This window comes from Rhabdaerophilum sp. SD176 (genome assembly GCF_030143245.1).
Classification (GTDB): Bacteria; Pseudomonadota; Alphaproteobacteria; order Rhizobiales; family Beijerinckiaceae; genus Rhabdaerophilum.
This window is the reverse complement of record NZ_JARJNS010000001.1, coordinates 664,658-681,689: the sequence shown is the minus strand read 5'-3', so window position 1 is coordinate 681,689 and position 17,032 is coordinate 664,658. Positions and strand designations below refer to the sequence as shown.

Sequence of the window (17,032 nt, the reverse complement as noted above, 5' to 3'; positions counted from 1 at the left end):
CCCGCCATCGGTTGATCCGGATTCGGCGCCGACTCCATGCCGGGGTCGGCTCCTGAGAGGGTGCCTTCAATCCTGCCGGCGGGCGTGAAACGGGCGCAGGCTCTGCGTGCCGGCAGGCAACCGGGCTTCCACCCAGTGCTGGATCGCCACGCGGCGCCGGGCATAGGCAATGCCGAGCCCGACCATGACCAGCCCCATGGCCGAGAGCGCGAAGGGAAACAGCAGCGAGTCCTTGAACACGCCGTAGGCGAGATGGCCGAGATAGACCATCACCCCGATCACGCCGAAGACCGAGTAGACGCGCCGCCCGAGGAAAATGGCCAGGCCGATCAGCCCGATATTGATCAGGCAATAGACAAACTTGCCCCATTCGCTGCCGGAGGACTGGAAGGTGAGGCCGCCCCAGAGCGTGACTGCAGCGACAAGGTGCAACCAGAAGCCGTAATCTGAGCGCCGGGCCTTCAGCTCGCTCGCCCAGGTGGCAACCAACAGCACCAGCCCGAATGCGAGCGAGACCTGCCGGCGCAATGTGTAGTTGAAGCTCTGTTCCTCCGCGATCCAGGCCGCGAGATCCATCGACAGGAACCAGAGGCAGACGGCCGCCGGGAAGGCGATGAAGGTGAACGGGTAACGCCGGAGGGCGAGGAGGCTGACGACGAGCGTCGCCAGTTCCATCGGGATCCAGCCCGCCTTGATATAGTGGAAGAACGAGCGGTATTGCCCGGGCGCGGATGAGCCAGGCCAGATATCGGCCGCGCTCTGCACGCCAAAGACAATCAAGGGCACCATGGACAGGGCGGCGGCGATCAGCAGGCCGCCGGGGGTGCGCGTCTCCTCGCGCTGCCAGAGGCGGTGCCCGCCGGCCCAAAGGCCGAGCCCGTAGATCAGGCCGGTCACCGCAAGGCCCGCGCCGCCCATGGCCGAGAAGGCGAGGGTGGAGAACAGGCCCATGGCGCTCATGATGATGAGCGCGCCGGCATACCAGAGCACATGGGTCAGATCGAAGCGCGAACGCGCGGCTGGCAGGGCGCTGGCGGCCGGGGCGGGCGCCCGCCCGGCGAGGAAGCCCTTGAGGCGCTCTGCGGCAACGGGTTCGAGCAGGCCGGCCTCGACAGCAGCGTCAAGATCGCGGGGGGAGAATCGGGCGTCAGCATTCATCGGGGCATTCTCTACAGCGCGTCCTGCGGCAACAAGTGCGCCAGCGCACGGTGCTGTGCATCATCCCTCGGGAAAGGGCGCGAAAGCGCGATAGAGATTGCGGACACGCTCCGGAATGGCGGTGGCGCGATGGCTTTTCTGATCGGTATAGACCTGCACCACCTCGCCGGTTGTCAGCAGCCTGTCCTCGCCCAGCGGGAAGATGGCGAGCGCATAGGTCAGGCTGGAGCGGCCCATCCGTGCGACGCGAACGCCGACCTCGAAGGCCTGATCGTAGAGCAGCGGCGCACGGTATTCGACGAGCGCCCGCACGACATGCCAATCCTCCTGCAGGTCTTCGGCCTCGCGCGTCTGGTCATAGCCGATGGCGCGGTAGAACTCGAAGATCGCCGTGTCGAACCAGGTCAGATAATGGGCGTTGTAGGCCACCCTCTGGCCGTCGATCTCTGAATAACGGACGCGGAACGGGAAGAAGAAGGGAAAATCGGAGCGGGCGGGCGGTGACGTCACGGGCAGGATCCGGAAGGCTGGAGACAGGATCCGGCAGTCTAGGGGGCCCGAGCGGCCCTGCAAGCGGAGTGACCGGGATTCTTGTGTCCATCGCCTTCGCTTCCTTGTCATGGCCGGGCCTGTCCCGGCCATCCACGACTGGCTTTCCTGCGGGTCTGAAGTCGTGGATGCCCGCCCCAAGGGCGGGCATGACCAGGGGGCGGGGCCGTCCCGCCAACAAAAAAGGGGCCGCGAGGCCCCTTTTCATCCGTCAGGCAGGCGCGATCAGGCGCCCATCGCCTTCTTGAGATTCTCGTCGACCTTGTCGAGGAAGCCCGAGGTCGAGAGCCATTTCTGGTCGGCTCCGACGAGGAGCGCGAGATCCTTCGTCATGTGGCCGGCCTCGACCGTGTCAACGCAGACCTTCTCGAGCGTCTTGGAGAACTTCGCCAGATCCTCGTTGCCATCCAGCTTGGCGCGATGGGCGAGGCCGCGCGTCCAGGCGAAGATCGAGGCGATCGAGTTGGTCGAGGTTTCCTTGCCCTTCTGATGTTCGCGGTAATGGCGCGTCACGGTGCCGTGGGCGGCCTCGGCCTCCACCACCTTGCCATCCGGCGTCATCAGCACCGAGGTCATCAGGCCGAGCGAGCCGAAGCCCTGGGCCACAACGTCCGACTGCACGTCGCCATCGTAGTTCTTGCAGGCCCAGACATAGCCGCCGGACCATTTCAACGCAGACGCGACCATGTCGTCGATCAGGCGATGCTCGTAGATCAGGCCCTTTTCCTTGAACTGCGCGGCATATTCTGCGTCGAACACTTCCTGGAAGATATCCTTGAAGCGACCGTCATAGACCTTGAGAATGGTGTTCTTGGTCGAGAGATAGACGGGATAATTGCGCAGCAGGCCGTAGGAGAACGAGGCGCGGGCGAAATCGCGGATCGACTCGTCGAGATTGTACATCGAGAGCGAGATGCCGGCGCCCGGCGCCTTGAAAACTTCCTTCTCGATGACCTGCCCATCCTCGCCGACGAACCGGATCGAGAGGGTGCCCTTGCCGGGAAACTTGAAATCGGTGGCGCGATACTGGTCACCATAGGCGTGGCGGCCGACGACGATCGGCTGCGTCCAGCCCGGCACAAGGCGCGGCACGTTCTTGCAGATGATCGGCTCGCGGAAGATCGTGCCGCCGAGGATATTGCGGATGGTGCCGTTCGGCGATTTCCACATTTCCTTGAGGTTGAACTCTTTCACGCGGGCCTCATCCGGCGTGATGGTCGCGCATTTCACGGCGACGCCGTATTTTTTGGTCGCTTCCGCGGAATCGATCGTGACCTGGTCATTCGTCGCGTCGCGGTTCTCGACCGAGAGATCATAATATTTCAGGTCGATATCCAGGTAGGGATGGATCAGCTTCTCCTTGATGAAGGCCCAGATGATCCGCGTCATCTCATCGCCGTCCATTTCGACGACCGGGTTGGCGACCTTGATTTTCTTCATCGTGAGCAGACCTTCAGAGCAGGGACAAACCGGGAAGTCGCATTCGTCTTTTTGTATCTGTTTCGCTCCCTCAGGAACGGACGAAGCACCGGAGCGGGCTATAGCACTGCTTTCCCTCGAGGCAAAGATTGACGAAGGGCGGAGAGAGGGGCATCTGCCAGCCCTGTCACGCTTTTTTGCAGGATCCCGGTGTGAACGACCTCCCGCGCCCCGTCATCATCCTCGTCCGCCCGCAGCTTGCCGAAAATATCGGCATGTGTGCGCGGGCCATGGCGAATTTCTCCCTGACGGAGATGCGGCTCGTCGCCCCCCGGGATGGCTGGCCGCAGAAGACGCGGATGAAGAAGGGCGCGGTCTCGGCCGCAGCCGGCGCAACGGCCATTCTCGACCGGGCGCAGCTCTTCCCGGACCTGCCGAGCGCCATTGCCGATCTGCACCATGTCTATGCCACCACGGCGCGGGAGCGCGGGCAGGCCAAGCCGGTGCTCGGGCCGCATCAGGCGATGGAGGAGGCGAGGGGGCGGATTGGCCAGGGGCAGCGGGTGGGCATCCTGTTCGGGCCGGAACGCACCGGCCTCGAGAACGAGGATGTGGCCCTGGCCAGCACGATCATCACCTTTCCGGTCAACCGCGACTTCGCCTCGCTGAATCTCGCGCAGGCGGTGCTGCTGACCGGTTATGAATGGTTCCGCCAGGCCGAGGGCGATGCCGCGCCCTTCGCCATGCCGGAAATGAGCCCGCCGGCCACACGCGAGACCCTGCTGTCCTTCTTCGATTTCCTCGAAGGCCATCTCGAACGGGCGCGCTATTTCTTCCCGGAGAGCAAGCGCCCGCAAATGGTGCGGAACATGCGCAACATCATCCACCGGTTGCAGCCGAGCGAGCAGGATATCCGCACCCTTCGCGGGGCTGTGGACTGGCTGGTCAAGCGCGGCAAACCGGCGCCGCGCCGGGGCGATCCGAACACGGAAATGTGAGCGGGGATCGGCGCGAGGCCGGTCCAGTGACCACTTCTGGCCGTATTCCTGAAGGCCTATGGCTGACTTCAGGAGCCTGCCATGATCTCGCGCCGCCATTTCACTGCCGGAACCCTTCTTGCTGCCGGAGGCATCGCTGCGCCGGCTGTCCTTTCCGCGACCGCTCGTGCGCAGGTTCGGGCCGATCTCGATCTCGCCATTGTCGGGGCAGGCGCTGCCGGCCTTGTCGCGGCGCACCGGGCCCGGGAGAAGAAGCTTACCGCGAGGATCTTCGAGGCGCAGGGCCGGATCGGTGGCCGTGTCCATACGGATGAGAGCCTCGGCGCCGGGTTCGAGGCCGGGGCCTTCTACATCCATTTCGCCGAACGGAATCCCTGGCGCGAGATTGCCGAACGCCAGAAATTCGAGCTGGTCGACGACAACACGCTCTGGGGCGGCTTCAACGTGTTCCGCCATGGCAAGCCCTTGCCGGCGGAAGAGCGCAGCCGGCGGCGCGGCGCCTTCGGGCGTCTGTCGATGGAACTCGAACGCGAGGGCCGCGATGCCGATCTCTCTTTCGCCGAGGCCGCGCGCCGCCATGCACCGGAACTGCTCGAGGCCGCACGGGGGCTGACCCTGCTCTCCCTCGGCGAGGATCCGGAACATGTGTCGATCCGCGATTACCAGGCGCTCGATTCGGGCGATGATCTCGTTCTTCCCGCTGGCTATGGGCATCTGCTCGAGGCGCATGGGAAGGGGGTGGACATCGCGCTCAACAGCCCCGTTTCCGCGATCGACCTTTCCGGACCCGGCGTCCGCCTGACCGTGCCTGGCGGGGTGGTGACGGCGCGGGCCGTGCTGCTGACGGTCTCGATCGGGGTGCTGCAGGCCGGCGGCATCCGCATCACGCCCGATTGGCCGGCAGACACGCAGCGCGCCCTGTCCGGCCTGCGGATGGGGGCGATGACCAAGGTCGCGCTGCGGATGGATGGCGACCGGCTCGGCCTCAGCCCCTGGACGCAGTATTTTGACCAGGGTGATGGCGACGAACTTGTGAATTTCGAGTTCTGGCCCTTCGACCGGCCGCTCATCGTCGCGACATTCGGCGGCGATTATGCGCGCAGCCTCGCGAAGGCCGGCGAGGCAACCGCCGTCTCGACGATCCGCGACCGGCTGGTGGCCATTCTCGGCGAGTCCCAACGCACGCGGCTGCCGCAGGGCCGGCTCGCCGGCTGGAGCGCCGATCAGCATGCCCTTGGCTCCTATTCCGTCGCCCTGCCGGGCCGGATGGAGGCGCGGCGCGTTCTGGAACGTCCCGTGCGGGACCGCCTCTGGCTGGCCGGCGAGGCGAATGCCGGGCCGGCCTCGATGACGGCCGGCGGCGCCGCCCTCTCGGCGCAACGCGCGGTGGACGACCTGGCCCGCCGGCTTGCCACGGGCACGATTCGGCGCGATTGACGAGAGATCGTCACAGGCCCGATGCCCCTTGTCCACGCGCCAGAAGATCCTCGTTTTCGATTCCGGCCTCGGTGGTCTCACGGTCTTCCGCGAGATCCGGAAGGTGCGGCCGGATGCCGATTATCTCTATCTCGGCGATGACGCGCTGTTCCCCTATGGCGCGCTGGCGCCGGAGGCGCTGGTGGCGCGTGTCGAAGCGGTGATCGGCGATGCGCTGGCCGATTTTCCCGCCGATGCCATCGTGATCGCTTGCAACACAGCCTCGACGCTCGTGCTGCCGCCGCTCCGGGCGCGGCATGCCATGCCGATTGTCGGGACCGTCCCGGCGATCAAGCCGGCAGCGGCCGCGACACGCAGCCGGATGATCTCGGTTCTCGCCACGCCGGGTACGGTCAGCCGCGATTACACCGCCGAGTTGATCCGTGATTTCGCGCAAGGGGTTGCGGTGACGCTGGTTGGCTCCCGGGCGCTCGCCGGTCTGGCCGAACGGGCCCTGCGCGGCGAGGCGGTGCCGGATGAGGCGCTTGCAGGCGAGATCGCGCCCTGCTTCGTCGAGGCGGAGGGACGGCGCACCGATGTGGTGGTACTGGCCTGCACGCATTATCCGCTGCTGCTCGACCGACTGGGAGCGCTCGCGCCCTGGCCGGTCCAATGGATCGACCCGGCCCCGGCCATTGCCCGCCGGGTGGTGCAGGTGCTGGGGGAAAGCTCCCTCGACAACCCCGGCTCGGCGCGAATGGTGATGACGGCCGGTAACCCGCCGGAGGCGCTGCTGGATGCCGCCTGAAGGCGAGAAAGCTGTGTCCGGCTTCTTGCCGGTCTCCGGCGGGCACAGCCTGTTCTGGCAACGGCACGGACAGCCGGCGGGTGAGCCTGTCCTGATTCTGCACGGTGGCCCGGGTTCGGGTTCCTCGGCCAGCATGCCGGGGCTGTTCGATCCGGCATGCTGGCAGATCTGGCAATTCGACCAGCGCGGCTGTGGCCAGTCCAGCCCCCATGCCGGCGATGGCGTGGCGGCGCTGGAGAACAATACCACGCAGGATCTGATCGCCGATATCGAGGCTTTGCGGCACCTTGCCGGTGTCGAACGCTGGGCGATCGTTGCCGGATCCTGGGGCGTGACGCTGGCTCTGGCCTATGCGCAGGCACATCCGACCCGTGTGACCGGTTTGGTGCTCTATGCTGTCGCCACCACGACGCGGCGGGAAATCCGCTGGATGACCGATGGCGTCGGACGGTACCTCCCCGAAGCCCACGCGGCCTTCTGCGCGCATGTGCCCGAGGTCGGGCACCCCGATCAGGTGCTCGGTGGCTATCTGGAGCGGCTCCGCCACCCGGATCCGACTGTGCACGATGCGGCAGCCATCGCCTGGACCGACTGGGAGGAGGCGGTTCTCTCGGCCGAGCCGGGGCATGTCCGGTCTGTCCGTTTCGATGATCCGCGTTACCGGCTCGGCTTTGCGCGTCTTGTTGTCCATTACTGGCATCACGCGGCGTGGCTGGCAGAGGATGCGCTGCTGGCCGGAACGGCGCAGATCAGCCATCTCCCGGCTTTTCTGGTGCATGGGCGCCTGGACCTTGGTTCCCCCCTCGAGACGGCCTACAGGCTGGCCTTGGCATGGCCGGCGGCCCGGCTGGTCGTTGTCGAAAGGGCGGGGCATGACCGGCAGAATCCTGGTTTGCGCGACGCCACCCGGCAGGCCATTGCAGAACTTCATGCCCTCCTTGCCGGTTGACGCGGACGGCATTTTCCCCTATCGACCCCGCTTCGGTCGGGGAAACCCGGCCGGGGAGGGGAACCTCCCGCACGCACCCGCGATTGTCCGGAACCGGCTGAAGCCTCCCGGTTGATCTGTCGCCCCGCATATCCCGCACGGGATGGGGAGAGGAGGGCGCGTTCCTCCTGAACTTGAACCCTAATCGGGCGTTCGGGGAACGTGGTCGGCGCGCACCCGCCTTCGGGCCGGGCGCGGCTGTTTTCGTTCCTCCTGCCCTTGAGAGGAACTGCGATGACCAAGCGTCACGAAGCCAAATACAAGATCGATCGCCGCATGGGCGAGAATATCTGGGGCCGTCCGAAGTCCCCGGTGAACAAGCGCGAATACGGCCCGGGCCAGCATGGCCAGCGCCGTAAGGGCAAGATGTCGGATTTCGGCACCCAGCTCCGCGCCAAGCAGAAGCTGAAGGGCTATTACGGCTCGATTTCGGAAAAGCAGTTCCGCCGTTACTATGCCGAAGCCGTCCGCATGAAGGGTGACTCGGGTGCCAACCTGATCGGCCTGCTCGAGCGCCGCCTCGACGCCGTCGTCTATCGCGCCAAGTTCGTCCCGACCGTGTTCGCCGCGCGCCAGTTCGTCAGCCACGGCCATATCCGCGTCAACGGCAAGCGCGTCAACGTTCCGAGCTATCTCGTGAAGGTGGGGGATGTCGTCGAAGTGAAGGAAGCCTCGAAGCAGCTCACGCTCGTTCTCGAAGCTGCCGGCCTTGCCGAGCGCGACACGCCGGACTTCCTCGAAGTCGATCACGGCAAGATGACGGCCAAGTTCGCCCGCATCCCGGTTCTGACCGATGTGCCCTATCCGGTGCAGATGGAACCGAACCTCGTCATCGAATTCTATTCGCGCTGATCGATCGATCCACGCAAGGAATGCAAAAGCCGCCCTCCGGGGCGGCTTTTTTGTTGCGCGCCGGACAAGCCGGGCCTTATATATTCAAATCAAACTATATGACGCCTGCAGGCAAGACAGGCCGGGAGAGAACGCCATGGACAATCTGAACCGCCGCGAGGTGCTTGCGCTGGCTGCCGGACTTGCCGCCACGATGGCGTTGCCGGGGGCAGCCCGCGCGCAGAGCGTGATGACGCTCGGTCCGCGCAGCCTGCATGTGCTCTCCGATGGCGGGTTCGAATTGCCGATGTCCATGGTGGCGCGGCAGGTGCCGGAGGCGGAGATCAAGGCCCTGCTCACGGCGGAGGGCATGCCGACGGATGTTTCCCGCTCGGTCCTCAATGTCACGCTGCTGAAGGATCCGGATGGCTGGACGATCTTCGATTGCGGCGCCGGCGCCAATTTCCTGCCCGGTTCGGGCAAGCTGGCGGCCAGCCTCGAGGCGGCGGGCATCAACAAGGACGAGGTGAAGCGCGTGATCTTCACCCATGCCCATCCGGATCATCTCTGGGGGGCGATCGATGATTTCGATTCCGATCTTTTCCCGAATGCCACCTATCAGATATCGGCCGTGGAATGGGATTTCTGGGCGTCGCCCGATGTCTATTCGAAGCTGCCGGAGGACAGGCATGCCTTCGCGGCCGGGGCGCAAAGGATCTTCAAGAGCATTGCCGAGAAGACGAAGCGCATCGCTGCCGGGCAGGAAGTGGCGCCGGGCATCCTGGCGGTTGACACGTCGGGCCATACGCCGGGGCATCTTTCCTTCGTCGTGGCCGGGGGCGGCCGACAGGTCATGATCCTCGGCGATGCGCTGACACATCGGGCCATTTCCTTCCGCCATCCGGAATGGCGGACGGGGTCGGATACCGATCCCGACAAGGGCGCCGCGACCCGCAAGGCTTTGCTCGACCGGCTGGTCGCCGACAAGCTGCCCTTCATCGGCTATCACCTGCCTTCGCCCGGCCTCGGCCATGCGGTGAAGGAGGGCAGTGCCTACCGGTTTGTTGCCGGCGCGCCGGGTTGACGGATGTCAATGCCGGCCCGGGCCGGCGAGCCTAGTCTCTTTCCGTTCAACACCGGAAGGAGGCTGCCATGCTGAAGGTAGCGGCCCTTGTTCACATCATGCTGATGACGGTCCTGATGGGCATCCTCGTCATCGTGATCGTCACTGTTCCCGAACTCTATGATCAGGGCATGCGCCTGATCCCGCTTGCGGCACTGGTCGGCTTTTTCGGGGCCATCCCGATCAGCGCCTATGTCTCGCGGAAGATCCTCGCCCAGACCCGCAGCACCTAGCAGGCAGCAGGCCCTGGCGCGGATCAGAGCTGGCGGAGGAACCCGGCGAAGCGCAGCAGCCCCTCGGGCCAGGGGCCATGGCCGGAGGCGCTGTTGATATGCCCGGCTTCGCCGGCATCGACCAGCGCCGAGCCCCAGGCATTGGCCAGATCGGCGGCGACGTCGAATTCGCAATAGGGATCGTTGCGGCTTGCCACCAGCAGCGACGGGAAAGGCAGCGGATCACGCGGCATCGGCCCGAAATCATGGCTCATTCCCGGCAGGAGATCGGGCCGGTTGCAGTCCGGCAGGCTGACCAGAAAGGCGCCGCGCACCCTGCCCGGCGGCAGGCTCGCGGCTGCATGGCCGATGGCCGCCACGGCGAGGGAATGGGCAATCAGGATAACGGGCCGCCCGCCTGCCTCGACCGCCTGGTGGATGGCACCTGTCCATTGCGCGCGGTCGGGCCTGTCCCAATCGGGCTGGACGACGCGCCGCGCGGTGGAGAGCTTCGCCTCCCAGCGGCTCTGCCAATGGTCCGGGCCGGAATTGCCCAGCCCCGGAATGATGAGGATGTCAGCGTCAGCGGTTTTCATGGTCAGTGGTCCTCGGGGCCAGCGCGGGCTTGTCCCATCGATGAGACAGTCTGACCGGGTTAACCGAACACCCGGTCGAAGATCGTCTCAACATGCTTGAAGTGATAGCCGAGATCGAACATGGCCTCGAGTTCGCTGGCTGCGATGCGTGAGGAAACCTCGGGGTCGTTCTTCAGCGAGGCGAGGAAATCCGCGCCATGTTCCCAGGTCTTCATCGCGTTGCGCTGGACGAGGCGGTAGCTGTCCTCCCGGCTGACACCGGCCTGCGTCAGGGCCAGCAGCACGCGCTGCGAATTGTGCAGGCCGGAGAGGCGGTCGAGATTCTTCTTCATGTTGTCGGGATAGACGAGCAGCTTCTCGATGACGCCCGTCAGGCGGTGCAGGGCGAAATCCAGCGTGATCGTGGCATCCGGGCCGATATAGCGCTCGACAGAGGAATGCGAGATGTCGCGCTCGTGCCAGAGCGCCACATTCTCCATGGCCGGGATGCAATAGGAGCGCACCATGCGGGCCAGGCCGGTCAGGTTCTCGGTCAGGACCGGGTTGCGCTTGTGCGGCATGGCCGAGGAGCCCTTCTGGCCCGGCGAGAAATATTCCTCGGCCTCATAGACCTCGGTGCGCTGGAGATGGCGGATTTCCGTGGCCAGCCGCTCGACCGAGGAGGCGATCACCGCCAGCGTGGCGAAGAACATGGCGTGCCGGTCACGCGGGATCACCTGGGTGGAGACCGGCTCGACGGCGAGGCCAAGCTGCTGGGCGACATGCGCTTCGACGCGCGGGTCGATATTGGCGAAAGTCCCGACCGCGCCGGAAATGGCACAGGTCGCCACTTCCGACCGTGCATTGAGCAGGCGGGCGCGGCAGCGCTCGAATTCGGCATAGGCCTGCGCGAGCTTGAGCCCGAAGGTGACCGGTTCGGCATGAATGCCATGGCTGCGGCCGATCGTGGGCGTGAATTTATGCTCCATCGCCCGGCGCTTGAGGGCGGCGAGCAAGGCATCGAGATCGGCGAGCAGGATGTCGCTGGCGCGGGTGAGCTGGACGGCCAGGGTGGTATCGAGCACGTCGGACGAGGTCATGCCCTGATGGACAAAACGGGCCTCGGGGCCCACGATTTCCGAGAGATGGGTCAGGAATGCGATGACATCATGCTTCACCTCGCGCTCGATCTCGTCGATCCGCGCGACATCGAACGTGGCCGGGCCGCCCTTTTCCCAGACCTTGCGCGCAGCTTCCTTCGGCACGACGCCAAGTTCGGCCAGCGCATCGGTCGCATGGGCCTCGATCTCGAACCAGATACGGAAGCGCGTTTCCGGCGACCAGATGGAGACCATGTCGGGGCGGGCGTAACGGGGGATCATCGATGTTCTTTCTGGCTGGGAGGCGGGGCCGGCAAGGCTGGCACGCGGCCTCTCGTTACACCCGGGGGGACGCCGGCTCAACCGGCTTTGCAGCCGGTGCGGGCCCTGCCAGCAGCCAGGCTGCGCATCCGGCGAGCAGCGGCAGCGGCCAGGGCAGGAGATAGGGCGGCACCGAGACGAGGAAGAGCAGGGAGGTCTGCATCGAGGCGAAGGCGACGCTACGGAGATAGCGGTCCGGCCGGCCTTCGAACTGGCCGCTGATCGCGATCACATAGACCAGATAGCCAGCCAGCATGGCGGCGATGAAGCCGGCGCAGAAGACGAGGCCGGTGACGAGGATGCGCGGGGCCGTGCGGCGGAGGCGGTCGAGCGGCCCCGCCAGCAGCAGCACCAGCAGGCCGCCGCCGAGCCCGCCAAGGCCGGCAAGGCCCGTCAGCCAGTAGGTCCGGTCGAGCCAGATTTCGCCGCGCTCGACAATGCGCAGGGCGAACAGGGCCATGGCCATAGCCGGCAGGACAAGAAGAGCCTGCACCCGGCGTGCAGCCGGCTGGTCGGCCGCTTCCGTCACTGGCGCCCGGCTTCCGCAGCGGCGCGGATGGCCGCGACGTTGCCGGCATAGGCCTGGCGGCCGCCGCGGAAAGCGGCGGAGCCAGCGACCAGCACATTGGCACCGGCCGCGGCAATGGCCCCGGCATTTTCGGGTGTCACGCCGCCATCCACCTCCAGATCGACCGGGCGATCGCCGATGATCGCGCGGACATCGCGGATGGTTCCGAGCACGGACGGGATGAAGCTCTGGCCACCGAAGCCGGGATTGACGCTCATGCAGAGCACGAGATCGACCATGTCGATCACCGGCGCGATGGCGCTGGCCGGCGTGCCGGGGCAGATCACGACGCCGGATTTCTTCCCGAGCGCGCGGATCGCCTGGAGCGAGCGGTGGATATGCGGACCGGCCTCGACATGGACGGAGATCAGGTCCGAGCCGGCCTCGGCGAAATCCTTGAGGTAGGGATCGGCCGGGGCGATCATCAGATGGGTGTCGAACAAGGCGGGTGTCGCCTTCCGGATCGCCTTGATGATCGGCGCGCCGAAGGAGATGTTCGGCACGAAATGACCGTCCATCACGTCGATATGCACCCAGTCCGCGCCGGCGCCCATCATGGCGGCAACATCGGCACCGAGATCGGCGAAATCGGCCGAGAGGATGGAGGGGGCGATCAGCAGGGGGCGCATGGCATGGGGCTCCGTATCAGGCGGCATCGAGGCTCGGGGCGGCGGGGCGGGGCTCGAGCCGGGCCTTCGCCCATTTCAGCATCATCGGTGCCATGTAAACCGGCACCTGGGCCAGCGCGAAATACAGGAACGTATCGCCCGGCACCAGTGAAATGATCGGCGCGACCAGCAGGCCCATATTGCGCAGGCCGATCGAGATCGCGATGGAGAAGCGATCATTGAAGCCGAAAAGCCCGGTGACCAGATAGGCCGCCGCGAAGCCGAGGATGCAGAACAGGGTCGAACCGGCGATCATGCCGGCCACGAGCCAGGGCCGCGTCAGCGTGGCATCGATCACGCCGTCCATCGCGGCGATCGCAAAAAGGAAATAGAGCACGACGCCGAAACCATCGAGTTCGTTCTTCAGCGCGGCGATGCGCGGCAGGCCGACCAGCCGGCGGAAGACCAGCCCGACAAGGATGCCGCCGCCGATGAAGATGGCGAGGCGCTGGGCGAGGGCGAGGGGCGAGATCGGCACTTCCGCCCCGACAAGGAACGAGGCGAGGGCCGGCGAGACCAGCGGCGCGACCACCATGCCGAGAACGAGCATGGAGAGGGCGAAGCTGTTCTCCAGTCCGACCACGGCGGCATAGACCGGCGAGGCCATGAGCGGCGGAGCGGCGGCCATCAGCGCGATGCCGAGCCGGATCGCGGGGTCAAGCCCCGGCAGGGCCTGCAGGACGATCCAGCCGATCAGCGGCGGCAGCAAGGTGGAGAGGGCAAGGCCGAGGGCCAGATGGCCCGGCCTTTGCAGCACGGCTTTCAGGCCCGGCAGGTTGGCCCGGGCGAAAGACAGCACGATGAAGGTGAAGATCGAGATCGGGATCATCGGCTTCAGCGTCGCCGCCAGAGCCGGGAGCGCAAGGCCGACAAACATCGACAGGGCATAGGCAACCGTCGCGTGGCGGCCGAGGAAAGCGAGGAAGGTGCGCAAGGGGTTCAGCATGAAGTGCCGCGATTTTCACTAGATCCGGGCAGATATTCCAACGCAATCACGGGGAATGGCGGGATATCGTGATTGAGTTGAGGGGCTGGTTTGGGCAGATTGGCGGCAACGAGAGGGGAGTTTCCATGCGGTTCGATGTTCTTGTTCTCGGGGGCGGCATTGTCGGCACCTCGCTTGCCCTCGATCTGGCCCTGCGCGGCCGCACGGTGGCCCTCATCGACCGGGGTCGCCCGGGGGCGGAGACCTCGTTCGGCAATGCCGGCCTGATCCAGAGCGAAGCCGTCATGCCCTATGCCTTCCCGCGTGACCCCCTCCTTCTCCTGCAATATGCGCTCAACCTCAAGCCGGAAGCGCATTATCACATCAAAGACCTGTTCAAGATCGCGCCCTTCATGGCGCGCTACTTCATGGCCTCGAACCGGGCCGGCCAGCTGAAGACCGCAGCCGCCAATGCCCCGATTTTCGGCGCCTGCCTGGCCGAGCACCGGCGCCTCGCCCGCGAGGCCGGCGTGGAAGCGATGCTGCGCCCCGGAGGGTGGCTCAAGGTGTTCCGCAAGGAGGAGAGCCTGCGGAAGGTGCTCGAGGACACGCGGCGTGATCTCGAGCCGTTCGGTGTCGAATATGCGGTGCTCGACAAGCCGGCCCTGCAGGCGATGGAGCCCTCGCTGTCGGATGTCGTCGTGGGCGGCATCCATTGGACGACGCCCTACAGCCTCAACGATCCCGAGGCGCTGACGCTCGCCTATGCCCGCAGGTTCGAGGCTCTGGGCGGGCGCTTCCTCAGCGGCAACGCCATGTCGCTGGCCGAGGAGCGCGATGGCTGGTCCGTCAAGACCGAGACGGGGCCGGTCTCGGCGCGCGATTGTGTGGTCGCGCTCGGCCCCTGGGCGCCCGACCTGTTGCGCCCGATGGGCTACAAGGTGCCGATGGGTGTCAAACGCGGCTACCATGTCCATATGCGGCCGAAGGGCAATGCCGCGCTCGGCCTGCCGGTGCTCGATGCCGATGTCGGATACATGCTGGTGCCGATGGCGCGCGGCATCCGCCTGACTTCGGGTGCGGAATTCGCCCATCGCGACAGCCCGGCCACGCCGCGCCAGATCGACATGATCGAGCCCTATGCCCGCGAGATCATGCCGCTGGAGGGCCGGGTCGAGGCGCAGCCCTGGAAGGGCGCGCGGCCCTGCATGCCGGACATGCTGCCGGTGATGGGCAAGGCGCCGCGGCACAAGGGCCTGTGGCTCAATTTCGGCCATGCCCATCACGGGCTGACTTTGGCCGGCTCAGCCGCGCGGCTGCTCGGCGAGATGATCACCGGCGAGGCGCCCTATACCGATCCGGCCCCGTATTCGCTGGCGCGGTTCAACTGAAGCCCGCCTCGCGCAGGAGTTGAGGCCCCTGCCAGATTGATTCAAGCCGGTGGAAAACAGCGCATGTCCAGAGGCTTGCTTCGGCTGGCACACAGCCTGATTCCGCTGCTTCAGGCAGAGGTTTGACCGCCAAACCGCGTTTGCCAGTCCGGCAGTGTTTCCGGAAACGGCAGCGCGCGGGCGTGATAAACCCCGCGGGCAATGGCGCGGGCTACGCAATCCGCCGCCAGCATGCCGAGTTCCGTCAGATCGCGCAAAGGGTCCGCCAGAGCCTCCCGTCCGGTCGCCGCGGCGAAGAGTGTGTCGCCATCCATGGCCGCATGAGCGGGGCGGATGGCGCGGGCGAGGCCATCATGCGCCATGAGGGCGAGGCGGTGCGCTTGCGCCTTGGTGAGGCGGGCATCCGTCACCACCGCGCCGATCGTTGTGGCGGGCTCGGCGGCATGGCCCTTGATGCGCAAGGCAAGGGCATCCGCCGGCAGCGGCGAGGGCCAGCCCCGCCCGCCGAACTCAGCGCCCTGTTCGTAGGGCGCCGCCCAGAAACGGCCGGTCTCGCCGATGGTCGCAACGCCGATTGCATTCACCGCGATGAAGGCCTGGATGGCAAGGCCGGTCCGCGTTCTCGCGCTGGCTATGCCGAAACCGCCTTTCAGGTTGGCGAGGGTCGCGCCGAGGCCGGCGCCGACCGAGCCTTCATGTGTCGCGCTCCCGGCCTGCAGCACGGCCTGCCGGCCCCATTCCCAATAGGGAGGCGGGTTGTCCCAGGCCTTGTTACCGCCGTTCAGCAGGTCGAAGAGGATCGCCTGCGGCACGATCGGCACGCGGATCGCCCCGACAGGAAAGCCGCGCCCGCTCGCGGCCAGAGCCGCCATGGCGCCGCCCGCCGCATCGAGGCCGAAGGCGGAGCCGCCCGAGAGCAAAAGCGCATCGACCTGCTCGACGGTCATTTCCGGGGCGAGGAGGGCCGTGTCCCGCCCGCCGGGCGCACCGCCAAGCATCGCCACTGCGGCGGTGGCGGGCTCAGCAAAGACCAAAGCCGTCACGCCGCTGGCGATGGCGGCATCCCCGGCATGGCCGATGGAAAGACCCGCAGGAACAACCGGGACGGCAGGGGAGCGGGTCTGGGGCAAGCGAACCTTCCGGGACATCGCACATGTTCACGACAAGGTGTCCGGCCCGTGGGATTTTCTCAACCCTTGTTGCTATAGAAAGCAGGGGAACATCCGACGGAAGTGCCATGACGCCCGAACTGACCCTGCCTGTCATCTTCTTCGCGGGATTGCTCTCCTTCCTGAGCCCCTGCGTGCTGCCGCTTGTGCCGCCCTATCTGTGCTATCTCGCGGGGACCAGCGTGTCGGAACTGTCCCGAGCCGGCGAGATCGATCGCAGCCTGCGCCGCCATGCGCTGCTGGCCGCCTTGTTTTTCGTGCTCGGCTTCTCGACTGTGTTCATCGCCCTCGGGGCCGGGGCCTCGCTGGTCGGGGCGCTGCTGCGCGCCTATGCCCATATTCTCGCACAGGTGGCGGGTGTCGCCATCATCCTGATGGGCCTGCATTTTCTCGGGCTGTTCCGGTTGGGCATGCTGGCGCGCGAGGCGCGGATGGAGGTGGACAAGCCGGCGGGTTTCCTCGGGGCCTTCGTGATGGGGCTGGCCTTTGCCTTTGGCTGGACGCCCTGCATCGGGCCGGTCCTGGCCGGGGTTCTGGCGGTAGCCGGCAGCGAGAGCAGCGTCGCACGCGGGGCCGGGTTGCTGGCGGTTTATTCGGCCGGGCTTGGCGTGCCCTTCCTGCTGGCCGCCTTCATGATGGGGCCGTTCGTCCGCTTCCTGCAGAAATTCCGGGCCCATATCGGCAAGGTCGAGAAGGTGATGGGCGTGCTCCTCGTTCTGACCGGGCTCGCTTTCCTGACGGGGTCCTTCTCGCAACTCGGATTCTACCTGCTCGAGGCCTTTCCGGTGCTCGGCCGGCTGGGGTGAGGGCAGA

At 66.2% G+C, this 17,032-nt stretch carries 18 protein-coding genes; 9 read left to right on the top strand and 9 right to left on the bottom strand.

Annotated features, from left to right (window positions below; all coding sequences use genetic code 11):
- Positions 1-66 precede the first annotated feature (66 nt).
- The 3 genes from P0652_RS03420 to P0652_RS03410 form a co-directional block, all read right to left on the bottom strand.
- Positions 67-1,158, bottom strand: a complete 1,092-nt coding sequence (locus P0652_RS03420; protein ID WP_284177345.1) for a hypothetical protein — start codon at positions 1,156-1,158, stop codon at positions 67-69.
- Positions 1,159-1,218: 60 nt separating this feature from the next.
- Positions 1,219-1,668: an acyl-CoA thioesterase gene (locus tag P0652_RS03415; protein ID WP_284177344.1), complete on the bottom strand. Its 450-nt coding sequence runs from the start codon at positions 1,666-1,668 to the stop codon at positions 1,219-1,221.
- 264 nt (positions 1,669-1,932) lie between these two features.
- Positions 1,933-3,147 (bottom strand): NADP-dependent isocitrate dehydrogenase, encoded by a 1,215-nt coding sequence (locus P0652_RS03410; RefSeq protein WP_284177343.1) that lies wholly within the window; start codon positions 3,145-3,147, stop codon positions 1,933-1,935.
- A 191-nt stretch (positions 3,148-3,338) separates the two neighbouring features.
- On the opposite strand from P0652_RS03410, the gene P0652_RS03405 reads away from it, so the two are divergent.
- From P0652_RS03405 to P0652_RS03375, 7 genes are all read left to right on the top strand, one after another.
- Entirely contained in the window at positions 3,339-4,124 is a 786-nt protein-coding gene (locus P0652_RS03405) for an RNA methyltransferase (protein WP_284177342.1), read from the top strand.
- A gap of 81 nt (positions 4,125-4,205) precedes the next feature.
- A complete protein-coding gene (locus P0652_RS03400) occupies positions 4,206-5,561 on the top strand; it encodes a flavin monoamine oxidase family protein (protein WP_284177341.1) in 1,356 nt (451 codons plus the stop codon).
- Positions 5,562-5,589: 28 nt separating this feature from the next.
- Complete coding sequence (murI, locus tag P0652_RS03395; RefSeq protein WP_284177340.1) at positions 5,590-6,348, top strand: glutamate racemase; 759 nt, start codon at positions 5,590-5,592, stop codon at positions 6,346-6,348.
- Entirely contained in the window at positions 6,338-7,297 is a 960-nt protein-coding gene (gene pip / locus P0652_RS03390; protein ID WP_284177339.1) for a prolyl aminopeptidase, read from the top strand. Before murI ends, pip begins: the two co-directional genes overlap by 11 nt.
- Before the next feature lie 273 nt (positions 7,298-7,570).
- On the top strand, positions 7,571-8,188 hold the full coding sequence (rpsD, locus tag P0652_RS03385; protein WP_284177338.1) for a 30S ribosomal protein S4: 618 nt from the start codon (positions 7,571-7,573) through the stop codon (positions 8,186-8,188).
- Between the two features lie 136 nt (positions 8,189-8,324).
- Positions 8,325-9,251 (top strand): MBL fold metallo-hydrolase, encoded by a 927-nt coding sequence (locus P0652_RS03380; RefSeq protein WP_284177337.1) that lies wholly within the window; start codon positions 8,325-8,327, stop codon positions 9,249-9,251.
- 68 nt (positions 9,252-9,319) lie between these two features.
- A complete protein-coding gene (locus tag P0652_RS03375; RefSeq protein ID WP_284177336.1) occupies positions 9,320-9,523 on the top strand; it encodes a hypothetical protein in 204 nt (67 codons plus the stop codon).
- A gap of 23 nt (positions 9,524-9,546) precedes the next feature.
- Here the strand turns inward: P0652_RS03375 and P0652_RS03370 are convergent, their stop codons facing one another.
- The 5 genes from P0652_RS03370 to P0652_RS03350 are packed head-to-tail and all read right to left on the bottom strand — an operon-like array spanning position 9,547 to position 13,680.
- Positions 9,547-10,098: an RBBP9/YdeN family alpha/beta hydrolase gene (locus P0652_RS03370; RefSeq protein WP_284177335.1), complete on the bottom strand. Its 552-nt coding sequence runs from the start codon at positions 10,096-10,098 to the stop codon at positions 9,547-9,549.
- 59 nt (positions 10,099-10,157) lie between these two features.
- The gene (purB, locus tag P0652_RS03365; RefSeq protein WP_284177334.1) at positions 10,158-11,459 is read right to left on the bottom strand and encodes an adenylosuccinate lyase; all 1,302 of its coding nucleotides are present in this window, start codon (positions 11,457-11,459) and stop codon (positions 10,158-10,160) included.
- Positions 11,460-11,514: 55 nt separating this feature from the next.
- Entirely contained in the window at positions 11,515-12,027 is a 513-nt protein-coding gene (locus P0652_RS03360) for a hypothetical protein (protein WP_284177333.1), read from the bottom strand.
- Entirely contained in the window at positions 12,024-12,695 is a 672-nt protein-coding gene (gene rpe, locus P0652_RS03355; RefSeq protein WP_284177332.1) for a ribulose-phosphate 3-epimerase, read from the bottom strand. The genes P0652_RS03360 and rpe overlap by 4 nt, the downstream gene beginning before the upstream one ends.
- Before the next feature lie 16 nt (positions 12,696-12,711).
- Positions 12,712-13,680 (bottom strand): bile acid:sodium symporter family protein, encoded by a 969-nt coding sequence (locus P0652_RS03350; protein ID WP_284177331.1) that lies wholly within the window; start codon positions 13,678-13,680, stop codon positions 12,712-12,714.
- Positions 13,681-13,805: 125 nt separating this feature from the next.
- Here P0652_RS03350 and P0652_RS03345 point away from each other — a divergent pair, with 125 nt between their 5' ends.
- Positions 13,806-15,050 (top strand): NAD(P)/FAD-dependent oxidoreductase, encoded by a 1,245-nt coding sequence (locus P0652_RS03345; protein ID WP_284177330.1) that lies wholly within the window; start codon positions 13,806-13,808, stop codon positions 15,048-15,050.
- 110 nt (positions 15,051-15,160) lie between these two features.
- On the opposite strand, the gene P0652_RS03340 is transcribed toward P0652_RS03345, so the two are convergent.
- Entirely contained in the window at positions 15,161-16,180 is a 1,020-nt protein-coding gene (locus tag P0652_RS03340; protein ID WP_284177329.1) for a P1 family peptidase, read from the bottom strand.
- A gap of 107 nt (positions 16,181-16,287) precedes the next feature.
- Between P0652_RS03340 and P0652_RS03335 the strand changes: the two genes are divergently transcribed.
- Positions 16,288-17,025: a cytochrome c biogenesis CcdA family protein gene (locus P0652_RS03335; RefSeq protein ID WP_284177328.1), complete on the top strand. Its 738-nt coding sequence runs from the start codon at positions 16,288-16,290 to the stop codon at positions 17,023-17,025.
- The last annotated feature ends 7 nt before the right edge of the window (positions 17,026-17,032 follow it).